The organism is Cupriavidus sp. 94F1 (genome assembly GCF_057798875.1).
The window spans coordinates 33,123-49,125 of record NZ_JBYOJT010000005.1 but is presented as its reverse complement, the minus strand read 5'-3'; the positions used below and the strand labels follow the sequence as shown (position 1 = coordinate 49,125).

General features: G+C 67.7%; 12 protein-coding genes and 2 tRNA genes. 13 read left to right on the top strand and 1 reads right to left on the bottom strand.

The features are described from left to right. The first annotated feature begins 177 nt into the window (after positions 1–177). The 13 genes from AC3FJ6_RS13915 to AC3FJ6_RS13855 all read left to right on the top strand — a co-directional run bounded on the left by AC3FJ6_RS13915 (position 178) and on the right by AC3FJ6_RS13855 (position 13,800). Complete coding sequence (locus AC3FJ6_RS13915; protein ID WP_488772430.1) at positions 178–1,416, top strand: GTP cyclohydrolase II; 1,239 nt, start codon at positions 178–180, stop codon at positions 1,414–1,416. After that, the gene (locus tag AC3FJ6_RS13910; RefSeq protein WP_400393806.1) at positions 1,413–2,720 is read left to right on the top strand and encodes a URC4/urg3 family protein; all 1,308 of its coding nucleotides are present in this window, start codon (positions 1,413–1,415) and stop codon (positions 2,718–2,720) included. The genes AC3FJ6_RS13915 and AC3FJ6_RS13910 overlap by 4 nt, the downstream gene beginning before the upstream one ends. A 110-nt stretch (positions 2,721–2,830) precedes the next feature. Then, positions 2,831–3,523 carry a uracil phosphoribosyltransferase gene (gene upp, locus AC3FJ6_RS13905; RefSeq protein ID WP_488772428.1) on the top strand — a complete coding sequence of 231 codons (693 nt, stop codon included), beginning with the start codon at positions 2,831–2,833 and terminating at the stop codon, positions 3,521–3,523. Then, the gene (locus AC3FJ6_RS13900; protein ID WP_488772427.1) at positions 3,523–4,218 is read left to right on the top strand and encodes a TetR family transcriptional regulator C-terminal domain-containing protein; all 696 of its coding nucleotides are present in this window, start codon (positions 3,523–3,525) and stop codon (positions 4,216–4,218) included. Before upp ends, AC3FJ6_RS13900 begins: the two co-directional genes overlap by 1 nt. A 145-nt stretch (positions 4,219–4,363) precedes the next feature. Continuing rightward, positions 4,364–5,305 (top strand): BMP family protein, encoded by a 942-nt coding sequence (locus AC3FJ6_RS13895; protein WP_488772822.1) that lies wholly within the window; start codon positions 4,364–4,366, stop codon positions 5,303–5,305. Between the two features lie 81 nt (positions 5,306–5,386). After that, complete coding sequence (locus AC3FJ6_RS13890; RefSeq protein ID WP_488772426.1) at positions 5,387–6,946, top strand: ABC transporter ATP-binding protein; 1,560 nt, start codon at positions 5,387–5,389, stop codon at positions 6,944–6,946. Further along, the gene (locus AC3FJ6_RS13885; RefSeq protein ID WP_488772425.1) at positions 6,936–8,027 is read left to right on the top strand and encodes an ABC transporter permease; all 1,092 of its coding nucleotides are present in this window, start codon (positions 6,936–6,938) and stop codon (positions 8,025–8,027) included. Before AC3FJ6_RS13890 ends, AC3FJ6_RS13885 begins: the two co-directional genes overlap by 11 nt. Next, entirely contained in the window at positions 8,024–8,977 is a 954-nt protein-coding gene (locus tag AC3FJ6_RS13880; RefSeq protein ID WP_488772821.1) for an ABC transporter permease, read from the top strand. Before AC3FJ6_RS13885 ends, AC3FJ6_RS13880 begins: the two co-directional genes overlap by 4 nt. Before the next feature lie 21 nt (positions 8,978–8,998). Next, on the top strand, positions 8,999–10,288 hold the full coding sequence (locus AC3FJ6_RS13875; RefSeq protein WP_488772424.1) for an amidohydrolase family protein: 1,290 nt from the start codon (positions 8,999–9,001) through the stop codon (positions 10,286–10,288). 87 nt (positions 10,289–10,375) lie between these two features. Beyond that, positions 10,376–10,462, top strand: a tRNA-Leu gene (locus AC3FJ6_RS13870). Positions 10,463–11,147: 685 nt separating this feature from the next. Further along, complete coding sequence (locus AC3FJ6_RS13865) at positions 11,148–11,885, top strand: hypothetical protein (RefSeq protein WP_488772423.1); 738 nt, start codon at positions 11,148–11,150, stop codon at positions 11,883–11,885. 92 nt (positions 11,886–11,977) lie between these two features. Continuing rightward, positions 11,978–12,054 (top strand) — tRNA-Arg (locus tag AC3FJ6_RS13860). Between the two features lie 333 nt (positions 12,055–12,387). Next, positions 12,388–13,800 (top strand): DUF1254 domain-containing protein, encoded by a 1,413-nt coding sequence (locus tag AC3FJ6_RS13855; RefSeq protein ID WP_488772422.1) that lies wholly within the window; start codon positions 12,388–12,390, stop codon positions 13,798–13,800. A gap of 85 nt (positions 13,801–13,885) precedes the next feature. Here AC3FJ6_RS13855 and AC3FJ6_RS13850 read toward each other — a convergent pair whose 3' ends face one another. Next, complete coding sequence (locus tag AC3FJ6_RS13850) at positions 13,886–15,991, bottom strand: TonB-dependent receptor family protein (protein ID WP_488772421.1); 2,106 nt, start codon at positions 15,989–15,991, stop codon at positions 13,886–13,888. Positions 15,992–16,003 lie beyond the last annotated feature (12 nt).

Sequence of the window (16,003 nt, the reverse complement as noted above, 5' to 3'; positions counted from 1 at the left end):
GATGTACCGCACGCGCCCTGCGGGGCGCCGCATCGAGGCACGCCGCCGGTGCGTACGGGATGCCACGGACGGTAACAACCCCACTTGGGCGTTGGCACGAACGTTGCCTACTATGAACACATAAACCTGACCATCTGGTCAGGATTCGTGTTCCGGTTTCATACCGGGGAGGCGACCATGTCCGACCATATCGTCCTGACCTCGCACGCGCGGCGCGACAAGCCGGCCGAGCCGATCCACTGGGGCGCGCCCACGGCGGCCGGGCGGGGGCCCGTGATCGCCAGCCTGACCGACCCGACCCAGCGCAACGTGATTGGCACGCACGCCGGGGCCTATGCGATCTACCGGGCGCTGGCCGTGGCCTCGGGCAGCCTGCAGCGCGCGCATCGCCCCGACCTGACGGACACCGCGCCGGCCGAGCCGATCGGCCCCCATGCGCAGTGGGGCGACCCCGACAAGATCGTATCGCTCGATCCGTGGGGCCATCTGGTATCGACGGTCTTTGCCGACCGCATCGCCGCCGGGTTCGACATCCGGCCCACCATCGCCATCACGCGCGCCCATATCAACATGCCGGAATTGCTGGCCGCCATCACGGCGGGCCGCCTGGCCCCGGATGGCGACATCCTGTATCCCAACGGCGATGTGCGCGTCACCAAGGCCGCCATCGATCCGGTCTGGTACCTGCCCGGCATCGCGCGCCGGTTCGATATCAAGGAGAGCATCCTGCGCCGCAGCCTGTTCGAGCAGACTGGCGGCATGTTCCCGGAACTGGTCACGCGGCCGGACCTGAAGGTCTTTCTGCCGCCTATCGGCGGCATGACGCTCTATTTCTTTGGCGATATCAGCAAGCTGGGCCAGCCCGAGACCCGGGTGGCCTGCCGCGTCCACGACGAATGCAATGGCTCGGACGTATTCGGATCGGACATCTGCACATGCCGGCCCTACCTGGCGCATGGCATCGAGGTCTGTATCGAGATGGCCCAGCAGGGCGGCGTCGGGCTGGTGGTCTATAACCGGAAGGAAGGCCGCGCGCTGGGCGAGGTGACCAAGTTCCTGGTCTACAACGCACGCAAGCGCCAGGTAGGCGGCGACCGCGCCGAAACGTATTTCGCGCGCACCGAGTGCGTGGCCGGCGTGCAGGACATGCGCTTCCAGGAACTGATGCCGGATGTCTTTCACTGGCTCGGGATCCGGCGGATCGACCGCTGGGCCTCGATGAGCAACATGAAGCATGGCGCGCTGACGGCGCAGGGGATCGAGGTGGTGGAGCAGGTGCCCATCCCCGAGGCGCTGATCCCGGCCGATGCGCGCGTGGAAATCGATGCGAAGGTGGCGGCGGGTTACTTCACCAGCTACACGCCGCCGGATGCCAACGAACTCGCCCTGGCAAAGGGCAGGGGGTTGAACGAATGAACGAGTATTCCGCAGGAGGTACGACCGGACACGAACCCGGCACGGGCAGCGGCTGGCACAGCCCGGTGCCGCCCGATCATCCCGCTTCCGCACTGCTGAGCGGCGAAGCGGTGCGCACGCATTGCGCGGTCGTGACCGAATTCGTCGCATCCGGCGAGTCTGAACTGTTTACCTGGCACCCGGACCGTATCCACGCGATTGCCGACTACGTGGCCGCCACCATCCGGCGGCGCTACCCCGATCTCCAGGTGCCTTACCACAGCCGCTGGCGCCATTTCGAGAGTGGCGGGCCGGGGCAGGAATCGATCAACCGCTGGCAGATCCTGTGCGAGCGCGCCGGCATGTCGGGCGCCGACCATTGTGCCGAGCGGGCGCGCATCGGCATCGACCTGGTGATCCCGAGCGTGCTGCTCGATGCCGGCGCAGGCCCCGACTGGCGCTATCGCGACCCGGCCAGCGACATGATGCTGACGCGCTCCGAAGGGCTCGGCGTGGCCAGCTTCGACCTGTTTGCCCGGGGCGGCTTCTCGGCCGAATCGGGCGATCCGCTGCGTGCCGATGCCGAGCGGCTGGCCCGTATCGATGCCTCGACCATCGCCACGGCCTTCCAGGTGGCGCAGCACAACCCGCTGGTGGGCCTGGAAGGGCGTGCCGGCCTGCTGCGGCGGCTGGGCGAGGTCATGCAGGCCACCCCGGCAGTCTTCGGCACGCCGGCGCGGCTGGGCAACCTGTTCGACTACCTGGCTGCGCATGCGAAGGACAACCGCATCGAGGCCGGCTTCGTGCTGCGCACGCTGCTGGTGGCGCTGGGCCCGGTCTGGCCGGGACGCGTGCAGATCGATGGCGTGTCGCTCGGTGACTGCTGGCGGCATCCGGCAGCGCCCGGCGGGCTGGTGCCATTCCACAAGCTCACGCAGTGGCTGACCTATTCGCTGCTGGAGCCGCTGGAGGATGGCGGCCTGGTGGTGGTGGGGCTCGACGCGCTGACCGGGCTGCCCGAATACCGGAACGGCGGGCTGCTCTATGACTTCGAGCTGACCGTGCCGCGCGACGGCGAGTTCGCCAGCCGGACCCATACCGTGGACGAACCCGAGATCGTCGAGTGGCGCGCACTGACCGTGACGGGGCTCGACCTCGTGGCCGATGCGGTGCGCCAGGCGCTGGGTCTCAAGGAAGCCGACTTTCCGCTGGCGCGCGTGCTGGAAGGCGGCACGTGGGCGGCGGGCCGCCGCATCGCGGCACAGCGCCGGCCGCCGGGCGGGCCGCCGCCCTTCGCGATCCAGAGCGACGGCACGGTGTTCTAGCGGCAACGCGGCATTGCACGGCAGTCCTGACTGACAGGCAGCCAGAGCGTGGCGGGCCCGGGGCCCGTCGCGCCCGGCCAGGCGAATTTCGGATGACCAAGGAGCGCACCATGAACGACATGTCGGACGTACCCACGGCCGTCCAGGCCTTTGCCGAAACGGAAGCCAGCGCGGCGCCCGCCGTGATGGTGGTCAACCATCCGCTGGTCCAGCACAAGGTCACGCTGGTGCGCAGCGAGGACACCACCACCGACAACTTCCGCCGCCTGGTGCGCGAGATCAGCCAGTTGCTGACCTACGAAGCCACGCGCGACCTGGCCATGGAGACCATCGCCATCAAGACGCCCATCGCGCCTATGCAGTCGCCGGTGCTGTCGGGCAAGAAGCTCTGCCTGGTGTCGATCCTGCGGGCCGGCAATGGCTTCCTGGACGGCATGCTGGACCTGCTGCCGGCGGCGCGCGTGGGGCATATCGGCCTGTATCGCGACCCCGAGACGCTGGAGCCGATCGAGTACTACTTCAAGATGCCCGAGGATATCCAGGAGCGCTTCGTGATCGTGGTGGACCCGATGCTGGCGACCGGCAACTCGGCCATCGCGGCGATCAACCGGCTCAAGGAGGCCGGGGTGACCACCATGAAGTACGTCTGCCTGATCGCCTCGCGTCCGGGGCTGCGCGCGCTGCAGTCCGCCCACCCCGACGTGGCCATCGTCACCGCCGCCATCGACAGCGAGTTGAACGAGCACGGCTACATCGTGCCGGGCCTTGGCGATGCCGGCGACCGGCTCTACGGCACAAAGTGATGGATGCCCTGGCGCGCGCGCCGTCGCCGGCGCGCGGCATCGAGCCCCGGTCCGGCCCGCCCGGCGGCCGCATCCGGCAGGAAAACGAGGCGCTGATCGTGCGCGCGGCCGAGTACGTCTTCGCGCGGGCCGGCTTTGCCGGGGCCACCATGGCCGATATTGCCGCCCGCGCGGGCGTGCCCAAGTCGAACCTGCACTACTACTTCCGGACCAAGCAGGTGCTGTATCGCGCCGTGCTGGCGCACACGCTGACGCTATGGCTGTCCGAGACCGACATCATCAGCGCCGAGCACTCGCCACGGCTGGCGCTGGAGCAGTACATCCGCGCCAAGATGCGCCTGTCGGCGAGCCATCCCGATGCGTCGCGCGTGTTCGCCAACGAACTGCTGCACGGCGCGCCGGAGATCGGCAACGTCCTGCGCCAGGCCCTGCGCGAACTGGTGGCGCGCAAGGCGATGGTGATCCGCGCGTGGATCGAGGGCGGCCAGATGGCGCCGGTGGACCCTTACCACCTGTTCTTCACGATCTGGGCCGCCACCCAGACCTATGCCGACTTCGAGGCGCAGGTGTGCGCCGTGCTGGGCGTGAGCCAGCTTGACGCTGACGACTTCGAGCACGCCACCGAGCATCTGGTGGCCTTGCTGCTGCGGGGCTGCGGGCTGCAGGCACCCGATTCCGACCCGGAGCGCGCCTGAGCCGGGCGCTTTCCGTCCCATCACAACCATCAACCACGCGCCATGGGCGCACACAACGCAGAAAAAGGGGAGTGAAGTCATGCACAAGGGAAGCGATCGTCGCACCTGGCTGAAAGCCGCAGCGGTGGCCACTGCGCTGGCCGCCATGGGTCTGCCGGCTGGCGCGCAGGCGCAGTCGAAGATCAAGGTGGCCGCGGTGTACACGGTGCCCGTGGAGCAGCAGTGGGTGTCGCGCATCCACAAGGCGCTCAACGAGGCCAAGTCGCGCGGCGAGATCGACTACGTGTTCTCGGAGAGCGTGTCGAACGCGGACTACGAGCGCGTGATGCGCCAGTACGCCGAACAGGGTAGCGGCCTGATCGTCGGCGAGTCGTTCGCCGTGGAAGGCGCGGCACGCAAGGTGGCCAAGGATTATCCGAAGACGGCCTTCCTGATGGGCTCGTCGGGCAAGCCGCAGGCCCCGAACTTCTCGGTGTTCGACAACTACATCCAGGAACCGTCGTACCTGACCGGCATGATTGCGGGCGGCATGACCAAGACCAACCACATCGGCATGGTGGGCGGCTACGCGATTCCCGAAGTCAACCGGCTGATGCACGCGTTCATGGAGGGCGCCCGCGAGATGAACCCGAAGGTGAAGTTCACGGTCAGCTTCATCGGCTCGTGGTTCGACCCGCCCAAGGCCAAGGAAGCCGCGTTCGCGATGATCGACAAAGGCGCCGACGTGCTCTATGCCGAGCGTTTCGGCGTGTCGGACGCCGCCAAGGAGCGCGGCAAGCTGGCCATCGGCAACGTGATCAACACCCAGCCGCAGTACCCGGCCACGGTGGTGGCATCGGCGCTCTGGAACATGGAGCCGACCATCGCGGCCGCGCTGGCCAAGGTCAAGGCCGGCCAGTTCAAGAACGAGGACTACGGCCAGTATTCGCTGATGAAGTTCAAGGGCGCGGAACTGGCGCCGCTGGGCACGTTCGAGGGCAAGGTGCCGGCCGATGTGATGGCCAGGGTCAAGGCGAAGGAGAAGGCGATCCTCGACGGCAAGTTCACGGTCAAGGTCGTGGAGACCGAGCCGAAATCGACGCCGTAACGCCGCTGGCGCAGGGCGCACAGGGCCCCGTCCGGCTGGACGGGGCCGCTTCATTTCCTTTTGTCTGATTTCCTAAACGCGATGCCCCAGGAATTGCCGGTGCTCCGGCTCTCGCACATCACCAAACGGTTTGGCCCGCTGCTGGCCAACGACGATATCTCGCTGGACCTGCATCGTGGCGAAGTGCTGGCCCTGCTTGGCGAAAACGGCGCCGGCAAGAGCACGCTGGTCAATATCCTGTTCGGGCACTACATCGCCGACGCGGGCAGCGTGGAGGTGGACGGCGTGACGCTGCCGCCCGGCAATCCGCGCGCGGCGCTGGCGGCGGGCGTGGGCATGGTCCATCAGCATTTCACGCTGGCCGACAACCTGTCGGTGCTCGACAACATCCTGATTGGCACCGAGCCGCTCTGGCGCTGGCGCCAGCAGCGTGGCGCCGCGCGGGCGCGTATCGACGATCTGGCGCGGCGCTTCGGGCTGGCGGTGCAGCCGCAGGCGCGGGTTGGGTCGCTGTCGGTCGGCGAACGGCAGCGCGTGGAGATTATCAAGGCGCTCTATCGCGGCGCGCGGGTGCTGATCCTCGATGAGCCCACGGCCGTGCTGACGCCGCAGGAGGCCGACAGCCTGTTCGCCACGCTGGGGCAGCTGATCGCCGAAGGGCTGTCGGTGATCTTCATCAGTCACAAGCTCGACGAGGTGCTGCGCGTCTCGCACCGCGTGGCGGTGCTGCGCGGCGGCCGGCTGGTGGCGGAGCGCCGTGCGGACACCACCGGCAAGGCGGAACTGGCCGAACTGATGGTGGGGCGCCGCGTGGAGATGCCCACGCGCAAGGCCGGCCTGGCTGGCGGCGAGATTGTCGCTGCGCTCGATCGGGTCAGCGTGGCGCCCGCGGCCGGCCGGCAGGGCCTGCGGGACGTGACGCTCGACCTGCATGCCGGGGAAATCGTCGGCATCGCCGGGGTCTCGGGCAATGGACAGGTGGCGCTGGCCGAGTTGATGAGCGGCGTGGTGGCGGCATCGTCGGGCAGCGTCCGTGTGTGTGGCGCGGCGCTGCCGGCATCGCCCCGGCGGTGGATCGGCGCCGGCGTGGCGCGCATTCCGGAAGACCGGCATGCCGAAGGCGCGGTGGGCGACCTGGCCGTGTGGGAGAACGTCATCATCGAGCAGCTTGGCAATCGGGCGTTCGTGCGGGGCGGCGTGATCCGTGGCGCGGCGTCGCGGCGCTTTGCCGGCGAACTGGCGAGCCGGTTCGATGTGCGCGGTGGCGGCATCGACGTGCCGACGCGCACGTTGTCTGGCGGCAACATGCAGAAACTGATCCTCGGCCGGGCGTTCTCGGTGCGCGGCGCGCAGGCGCCGGCGCTGGTGGTGGCCAGCCAGCCAACCTGGGGCCTCGACATCGGCGCGGTGGCGTACGTGCGCGGCCAGTTGCTCGATGCCGCGGCGCGGGGCGCGGCCGTGCTGCTGATTTCGGAAGATCTCGATGAACTGATGGCGCTGTCGGACCGCATCGCCGTCATCCATGCCGGCCGGCTGAGCGCGGCCCGCGCCACGCCGGCATGGACGCTCGGCACGCTGGGCCTGGCCATGGCCGGGGCCGACGATGCCCACACGCAGGTGGAGGTGGCCCATGCGGCTTGAAGCCCGGACCGCGGTGTCCCGTACCGCCCTGGTGATGGCGCCCGTGGGCGCGATTGTGGTCACGCTGCTGATCTGTGCGCTGCTGGTGTCGCTGGCCGGCGCGCCTGTCGGCAAGGCCTACCTGCTGCTACTGGACGGCGGCTTTGGTTCGCGCTTTGCGTGGTCCGAGACGCTCACCCGCGCCACGCCCCTGATCCTGACAGGCCTCGCCGTGGCCGTGGCGTTCCGCACGCGGCTGTTCAATATCGGTGCCGAGGGCCAGCTTTACCTGGGGGCGTTGGCGGCCGTGGCCGTGGGCGGGCAGGTGGATGGCGCGGCAGCGCCGTGGGCGGCGTCGTTGCCCAATGGCATGCCGTTTGGTCTGATGGTCGCGGCTGGCATGCTGGCCGGCGCCTTGTTGCTGCTGCTGCCGGCGCTGCTCAAGCTGAGGCTGGGCGTGGACGAGGTGGTCACCACACTGCTGCTCAATTTCATCGTGCTGCTGGGCGTCTCGCTGATGCTCGACGGGCCGATGAAGGACCCGCTGGCGATGGGCTGGCCGCAGTCCGTCGCGCTGGTGCCGGAACTGGAACTGGGCCGGCTGATGGAACGCTCGCGCGTGCATAGCGGCCTGCTGGCTGCCGTGGGCCTGGCCCTGCTGGTGTGGGCGATCAACCGGTTCACGGTCTTTGGGCTGCAGATGCGCGCCGTGGGCGCCAACGCCCGCGCGGCGGCATTCGCGGGCATGTCGGTGACGCGTGTGACGCTGCTCGCAGCGGCCCTGTCCGGCGCGCTGGCGGGCCTGGCCGGTGTGGTGGAGGTGGCCGGGCGCACAGGCTATCTCACGCTCGACATGTCGCCGGGGTACGGCTATACGGGCGTGGTGATCGCCATGCTGGCGGGCCTGCATCCGGTGGGCGTGGTGGCATCGGCCATCTTCGTGGCGGGCATCCTGGTGGGCGCAGACGGCATGAGCCGGGCCGTGGGCGTGCCCAACACGATTGCCGATGTCATCGTGGCGGTGGCGCTGCTGTCCATGCTGGTGGCGACCATGCTTGCACGCTATCGCCTGCGTTTCGACCGGATCGGGAAGGTGGCCTGATGGAACTGTTCGATATCGTTGCCGGGGCCCCGTTCTGGATTGCCGTGCTGCGCGTGGCCACGCCGCTGATCTTCGGCACGCTGGGCGTGCTGCTGTGCGAACGCGCCGGGGTGCTGAACCTGGGCATCGAAGGCATCATGGTGGCCGGGGCTTTTTCCGGCTGGCTGGCGGTGTACCACGGCGCGCCGCTGTGGGGCGGCGTGGCGGCGGCGGCGGGGGTGGGGTTGGCGTTCGGGCTGCTGCATGGCTGGCTGACGGTGTCGCTGGCGCTGTCGCAGCATGTGGCGGGGCTGGGCGTGACCATGCTGGCCACCAGCGTGTCGTACTACGCCTACCGGCTGGGCTTTGCCCAGGTCTCGACCCCGCCGACGATCACGCCGTTCGCGCCGATGACATGGTGGGCCGACGTGCCGCTGGTCGGCACGGTGATGGCGGCCGAAACGGCGCTGACGCTGCTGGCGCTGCTGATGGCGCCGCTGCTGGCCTGGCTGCTCTATCGCACGCCGCTGGGGCTGGCACTGCGCATGGTCGGCGAGAACCCCGCCGCCGCCGAGGGGCAGGGCATCCGCGTGGGGGCGGTGCGGATCGGAGCGATCATGGCCGGGTCGGCGTTGATGGCTGTGGGGGGCGCGTTTCTCACGCTGTCGGCCTTCAATGCGTTCTTCTTCAACATGATCAATGGCCGGGGCTGGATCTGCGTGGCGCTGGTGGTATTCGCGTCGTGGCGGCCGGGGCGGGCATTGCTGGGCGCGCTGCTGTTCGCGGCCTTCGATGCGCTGCAGCTGCGCCTGCAGCAGGGTGGGGCCAGCCTGCCTGGCCTGCCGGCGCTGCCGTACCAGGTCTACCTGATGCTGCCTTATATTCTGTCGATCCTTGCGCTGGTGCTGGTGGCGCGGCGCGCGGCCTATCCGCAGGCGCTGATGAAGCCGTACCGCAAGGGCGAACGCTGAACTATCCGGAAAGAGAATCCCATGTTCGATACCATCCTGCGTCACTGCAACCTGCCCGATGGCCGTACCGACGTCGACATCGGCATTGCCGCCGGCCGGATCGCGGCTGTCGAGCCCCGGCTGACGGCCACGGCAGGCGACGAGATCGATGCGGCGGGCCAGCTGGTGTCGCCACCGTTCGTCGATGCCCATTTCCATATGGATTCCACGCTGTCGTATGGCCTGCCGCGCGTGAACCAGTCCGGCACGCTGCTGGAGGGCATCGCGCTGTGGGGGGAGCTCAAGCCGCTGCTAACGCAGGACGCCATTGTCGAACGGGCGCTGGCCTATTGCGACTGGGCCGTGGCCAAGGGGCTGCTGGCAATCCGGTCGCACGTGGACGTCTGCGATCCGCGCCTGCTGGCGACCGAGGCGCTGCTGCACGTGCGCGACCGCGTGAAGCCGTACCTCGACCTGCAACTGGTGGCGTTTCCGCAGGATGGCGTGCTGCGCGCGCCCGGCGCGCTCGACACCCTGCGGCGCGCGCTGGACATGGGCGTGGACGTGGTCGGCGGCATTCCGCATTTCGAGCGGACCATGACCGACGGCGCCGCGTCGGTGAAGCTGCTGTGCGAAGAGGCTGCCAAGCGTGGCCTGCGTGTGGACATGCACTGCGACGAAAGCGACGACCCGATGTCACGCCATATCGAGACGCTGGCCAGCGAATCGGTGCGGCTGGGGCTGCAGGGACGGGTCACGGGGTCGCATCTGACGTCGATGCACTCGATGGACAACTACTACGTGTCGAAGCTGCTGCCGCTGATGCGCGAGGCGGGCGTGGCCGCCATCGCCAATCCGCTGATCAACATCACGCTGCAGGGCCGGCACGACACCTACCCGAAACGCCGCGGCATGACCCGGGTGCCCGAGCTGCTGGCCGCGGGCATCCCCGTGGCGTTCGGGCACGATTGCGTGATGGACCCCTGGTACAGCCTGGGCTCCGGCGACATGCTCGAGGTGGCGCACATGGGGCTGCACGTGGCCCAGATGACGGGCCAGGACGCGATGCGCGCCTGCTTCCGGGCCGTGACCGAAACGCCCGCGGCCATCCTGGGGCTGGACGGCTACGGCGTGGCCCCCGGCTGCCGCGCCGACCTGGTGCTGCTGCAGGCGCACGATCCGGTCGAAGCCATCCGGCTGCGAGCCACGCGGCTGCTGGTGATGCGGGCAGGCAAGGTCGTCGCGCGCACCGCGCCGGCCACCGCCACGCTGTCGCTGCCCGGCCGACCGGCCGAAGTCGACTTCGGGCTACATCGCGGCCAGGTTTTTTGAAGTTTCTGCGAGAGGGGTGTTGACAGGATGCGCGTCACTCAGCATAATCACGTTCTTCGCATCACCGCAGCAATGCAGTGAAACGAAGCCCAGATGGCGGAATTGGTAGACGCACTAGGTTCAGGTCCTAGCGGTGGCAACACTGTGGAGGTTCGAGTCCTCTTCTGGGCACCAATTCAAGACCCCGCTCAACGAGCGGGGTCTTTTCATTTGTACGCCCGGAAAGGGCAGTCCCTGCGGACTGCCCGCGGGGACTCGAAAAGCTTGCGCCTGCAGGCGCAAGCCGGGGTCGCGCCTGGGTGACCGAGTCCTCTTCTGGGCACCAATTCAAGACCCCGCTCAACGAGCGGGGTCTTTTCATTTGTACGCCCGGAAAGGGCAGTCCCTGCGGACTGCCCGTGGGGACTCGAAAAGCTTGCGCTTGCCAGCGCAAGCCGGGGTCGCGCCCGGGTGACCGAGTCCTCTTCTGGGCACCAATATTTGAAAGCCCTGCTCAACGAGCAGGGCTTTTTCATTTCCGCAGCCTCTCGTGAAATTGGCGAGTTGCCTGCCTCGTCCGACATCATCTCTCTCAGCCGCGCTCTCCGCCTTTTAGCGGGCGGCACACCCCACATTCGCCTCTAACCATCGCGCGGCCTTTGACCTATGCTCAAGCTGATCGGGCATGGTCCACACAACGCCCGACGAGGTGGTTGCCATGTCCGTACAGTTGATGTGCGGGAGAGAGGAGCGTGCCGGACGGTTGTCTGGCAGGGCGCATGTCGCCCGCCTGCATGCGGGGCACCCCGGTCTCCCCCTGTGTTTCGTACTTGCGCTGCTGGCCTGCGCCGTGGTTCATGCCGAGGAGTCCCTGGACGGCATGTCAGGGCGTGATGCGCTGCAGTTCGTGCAGGACGCGCGCGCCCCGGATACACCGCCGCCCAACCAGGCCGCACCACCAGCCATGCCGGAAGACACCGCGCTGTCGGTCGTGCCGCCGCGCATGGTGATCGGCAATGATGACCCCGACCTGCCGATCCCCGTCCATGCATCACGGACGGCGCCGGAATCCGTGCCCGAGGCCGAGCCCATCGCCATCAATCTGGCAAGCATCGATCGTGTCGTGGAGCGATTCAACAGTACGCCCCGGACGCCGCTCGTCCATGTTGAAGATGCGACGACCGCCACAGGCCTTGTCGACAGCCGTGCGCGCAGCATGGCCGTGGCGCTCGACGCGCCGTTGTCGCGCAGCGGCATGGGCCTGACGCTGCAATCGCGGGTGGAAATGGCCTATCGGCCAGGCATGGCCCCCGTGCCCAGTAACTGGGATGCACCGCCCGGCGAGGTCAGTGCCACGGGGCTGGCCGTGCGGCTCTACGGCTCCAAGCCGACGCGGCTGAGCGGTGTCTATCCGTTCGTCGAGGCCGACTGGTGGCAGGACAACCGGGCGAAGACCATCAACATCAATGGCACGCGTATCGATACCGATCTGCTGCGCGGACTGTTCTCGTTCAACATCGGCGCGCACAGCAGTTCCACCACGGGCCTGCGGCTCTGGATGAAGGCGCGCGCCGGACGCAACGCGGGCGGCACAGTGGGTGCCAGATACCGCTGGTAAACAGAGATGGCAGCGTCGTGCGCAGTCTGCGAAATAATTTTCACAAAGGGCTTGCGCGGAAGGTGAATTGCGATACAATGCGTCCCTCGCGTGCGGCTGTAGCTCAGTTGGATAGAGTACTTGGCTACGAACCAAGGGGTCGTGGGTTCGAATCCTGCCAGCCGCGCCACCTATTGGAAGGGCCTCCAGCAATGGAGGCCCTTCGTCATTTGGGGCCGGTATGTACGCCCCACCCCAGTAGGCCCAACCCCCGTAGGCCCCACCCCAGCAGGCCCCACCCCAGCAGGCGTGACGTCGCGCTCACAAAGCTGATCCTACCCCCATACTCAGTCGGGTCAGTGTTCGGTATCGCCCGGAGACGCGCCCCGGAATCATTGACAGTGGCCGAGTCGCGGGCACATCATTCGTCCGGAACAGATGCGCCTCCGGAGCAACACGCGTCCCCCCCGGACCCGTCGTGCACATTCCCCGGAAGGCCGCCACCATACTGGGAAACGGGGTCATGAACCGAACGATACGCCAACTGGCAAGCGTGGTCGCGCTTGCCGCCTTCCTTTCTGCCTGCGCATCCGCGCCGCCGCCCGCGCCGGACATACCGGCCGCGGAACAGCCGCCGTCGGATCGGGCGATGAAGGCGCTGTCCGCCGAAGTGTTTACTTATGGCTATCCGCTCGTGCTGATGGATGTCACGCGCGAGGTGATGACGGCCAAGACCCCGGTCAACACGTTCAACCATAGCCGCGCGTTCCCCGATGCCACCTACACCACCGTGGTGAGCCCGAACGCGGATACGCTGTACTCCACCGCCTGGGTGGATGTGTCCAGGGAACCGGTGGTGCTGGCCGTGCCCGATACGGCGGGCCGCTATTACGTCATGCAGATGCTCGATGCCTGGACCAATGTGTTCGCGTCGCCGGGCAAGCGCACCACGGGCACGCGTCGTGGCGCTTTTGCGATAGTCGGCCCCGACTGGGAAGGCACGCTGCCCAAGGGCGTGACGGAAATCCGTGCGCCGACCAGCATGATCTGGCTGATCGGCCGGATCCAGACCAACGGCAAGGCGGACTACGCCAATGTCCACCGCCTGCAGGACCAGTTCCGCCTGGTGCCGCTGTCGGCCTGGCGCAAGGGCATCCGCACCACGCCGCCGGCCACGCCGCGCGCAGGGATGATCGACACCGAGACACCGCCCGCCGAACAGGTGGCGGCGATGGACGCCCAGGCGTTCTTCAGCCGCATGGCCGCGTTGTTGCCGCAAAACCCGCCCGGGCCCGACGACGTGTCGATGCTCGAGAAGATGCAGCGCATGGGCGTCAAGGCCGGCGAACCGTTCAAGACAACGGTGCTGGAACCGTCCACGGCGCGCGCCGTGCAGGAGGGCGCCACCGCCGCGCTGGCCACCATCGCCGCCAACGGCCGCAAGAGCGCGGCGGGCAACACGGGCTGGCGACTGCAGCGCGACACCGGCGTGTACGGTGCCGATTTCGACCGCCGTGCCGCGGTGGCGATGTACGGGCTGGGCGCCAACCTGGCGGAGGATGCGGTCTACCCGGTTGCCCGCGCCGACGCGTCGGGTCGTCCGTTCGATGGCGGCAGCCGCTATGTGCTGCATTTCGACAAGGGCCAGCTCCCGCCGGCCAAGGCCTTCTGGTCGCTGAGCGCCTACAACGACAAGCAGGCCTTTGCCGACAATGCGCTCCAGCGTTACAGCATTGGCAGCCGCGACCGCCTGCGCTACAACCGCGATGGCTCGCTGGACATCTATATCCAGTACGAACGCCCCCCTTCCAGCCAGGTGACGAACTGGCTGCCCGCACCGCCCGATGCCTTCAGCCTGATGCTGCGGGCGTACTGGCCGGAGCAGGTCCTGCTCGACGGCAAGTGGATGCCGCCGCCCGTGCAGCGCGTGAACTGAGCGCGTTGCCTGCGGCGCCAGCATGCAAAAAACCCTTCCGGTCTGGAAGGGTTTTTCGTTTGGAGCACCGGCCGCAGGCGTCCGACTAGAACCGGTATTTCACCCCGGCGTAGAACGCGCGGCCGACGCCCGGATAGAACACGGCGGTGTTGGCCGTGCGTGCATCGGTGACGGTACTGAAATCACTGATGTAACGCTTGTCGGCCAGGTTGCGGGCGTCGAGGAACAGCGTCACGCCGCGCTCGAACTCGTAGCTGGCCTCGATACCGAACAGCACATACGACGGCACCTTGAGCGTATTGGCGTAGTCCACGTAGGCGCCGGTCGGCACCCAGTCGATCGTGCCCGCCACGCGCAGGCGGCTGTTGCGGCTATAGGCCAGCGTGGTGCGCAGTACGTGCTTCGGCACCCCGGCGATGCGGTTGTTGCCGTACACGGGATCGTTGTCGAAGCGGAAATCGCTGTAGTTCCAGATCTGCGATACGGTGAACTTGTCGCCCTTGCCGACGATATCGCGCAACACGTCGGCGCTGGCGCCCAGTTCCACGCCCTGCAGCACCGTCTTGTTGGCGTTGAAGGTCGATGCCGGAATATCGGCGCTCACCGTGTATTGCAGCAGCTGGTCGCGCAGGAGCGAACGGTACGCCGTGACATCCCACGCAAAGCGGTCCCATTTGCCGCGCGTGCCCAGTTCCAGCGTCCAGCCGTGCTGGGCCGCCAGCGGCACGAATTGCTGCGTGGCGCCGATGGTCTGGCTCAGGTCCGTAAAGTCCGGGACGTCGGCGCTCCGCGTGATGTCGATGAACGCCTGGATGTCGGGCTTCGGTTCCCACAGCACGCCAAATTTCGGATTGACGCCGCTGAATGTCGCGCCATCGGACTTGGCTGTCGGGTTGGCCGGCAGGCCGCCGTAGTCGGTGTATTCGCGCCGGTTGCGGTAGGCCTTGGCGCCCGCCATCAGCGCCACGGTGGGCAGCACGTACAGGCGGTCTTCCAGGTAGGCCTCGTAGTTGTACGCGTCCTGCTTCGCGTTCAGCGTCTGGGCGCCGCGATTGCCGTTGATATTGACGTACTGCCGCGCGTCGTTGTTGCCGCCGAAGAAGCGCGCCCCGGCGATCAGCTGGTTGCGCAGGCCGCCCAGCGTGAAGTTGCCCGTGTAGCGCGGCGCGAAGCCGTAGGTCCAGCTGTCCTGATCCACGACCTGGAAGATCGGGTGGTACAGGCTCTTGTGGATGCCCCAGGTGGTCAGGTCGATCTGGCCGTTATCGAGCTTGATGCTGGTGACGTTTGCCACCCGCTCGGTGCGGGTATTGCGCGCCTGGTCCCCCGCCAGCGCACTGGCCGATGCCATGCGCGGCGTGGTCAGCGCCTGGTTCAGCGTCAGCGCGCCGGGCAGCAGCTGGTCGACGATATAGGCGCCAAAGTAGAACCGCGTTTCCACCGCCGGGCTGAAGCGATAGCCGACGTTGGCGTTGATCTGCTCGTACTGGCCGCGCTCGTGATTGCGCCAGCCTTCGGCATGGCTGACCGTGGCGTTCGCCAGGAAGTCCCACTGGCCGATCTGGCGCGATACCTGGCCGCTGCCCCGTATCGTGCCGAAGCTGCCACCGTCCACGCGCACCATGTTCCGGGATTCGGCAGTCAGCGCCGTCGGCGTGGTGAAATTGACCGCGCCGCCCAGCGTGGTGCTGCCATACGCCAGGCCGTTGCCGCCCTTGTAGACCTCGGCGGCCGACAGTGCCAGCGGATCGATCTGGTAGAAATCCCCACTGCCGTCGGCAAAGTTCGTCGGTACGCCGTCCTGCAGGATCTCGATGCCCCGTGTGTGGTAGCCACGCGCCACGCCCGAGCCGCGAATCGACAGGCGCAGTTCCTGCCCATAGCGTTCCTGCACGTACACGCCGGGCGAATCCTTCAGGACATCGCGCAGGTCGTAGGCATAGGTATTGGTGAACGATTGTGCGTCGACAAAGCCGACCGATCCCGCCGACTGGAACAGCGACTGCCGCTGCTGCGCCAGGCCCGGCGCGGTCAGCGACCCGACGGCGGCAGCCGTGGCGGTAACGGTCGGCAGGGTAGGGATAGGGGCGGCATCCGGGCTGGTGACGGTTGCCGATTGGGCGAAGGCCGCGCTCGAGAGTGCGGCTGCAGGAAGCACCGCGACGCGGCGCCAGGGTGTGGCTCGTTTCATTCCTCTTGGTCG

Excerpts from the sequence above, each read along its gene's own strand:
- AC3FJ6_RS13915 (WP_488772430.1), top strand. The coding sequence starts at position 178 with ATGTCCGACCATATCGTCCTGACCTCGCACGCGCGGCGCGACAAGCCG.
- AC3FJ6_RS13910 (WP_400393806.1), top strand. The coding sequence starts at position 1,413 with ATGAACGAGTATTCCGCAGGAGGTACGACCGGACACGAACCCGGCACG.
- upp (WP_488772428.1), top strand. The coding sequence starts at position 2,831 with ATGAACGACATGTCGGACGTACCCACGGCCGTCCAGGCCTTTGCCGAA.
- AC3FJ6_RS13900 (WP_488772427.1), top strand. The coding sequence starts at position 3,523 with ATGGATGCCCTGGCGCGCGCGCCGTCGCCGGCGCGCGGCATCGAGCCC.
- AC3FJ6_RS13895 (WP_488772822.1), top strand. The coding sequence starts at position 4,364 with ATGGGTCTGCCGGCTGGCGCGCAGGCGCAGTCGAAGATCAAGGTGGCC.
- AC3FJ6_RS13890 (WP_488772426.1), top strand. The coding sequence starts at position 5,387 with ATGCCCCAGGAATTGCCGGTGCTCCGGCTCTCGCACATCACCAAACGG.
- AC3FJ6_RS13885 (WP_488772425.1), top strand. The coding sequence starts at position 6,936 with ATGCGGCTTGAAGCCCGGACCGCGGTGTCCCGTACCGCCCTGGTGATG.
- AC3FJ6_RS13875 (WP_488772424.1), top strand. The coding sequence starts at position 8,999 with ATGTTCGATACCATCCTGCGTCACTGCAACCTGCCCGATGGCCGTACC.
- AC3FJ6_RS13865 (WP_488772423.1), top strand. The coding sequence starts at position 11,148 with ATGTCAGGGCGTGATGCGCTGCAGTTCGTGCAGGACGCGCGCGCCCCG.
- AC3FJ6_RS13855 (WP_488772422.1), top strand. The coding sequence starts at position 12,388 with ATGAACCGAACGATACGCCAACTGGCAAGCGTGGTCGCGCTTGCCGCC.
- AC3FJ6_RS13850 (WP_488772421.1), bottom strand. The coding sequence starts at position 15,991 with ATGAAACGAGCCACACCCTGGCGCCGCGTCGCGGTGCTTCCTGCAGCC.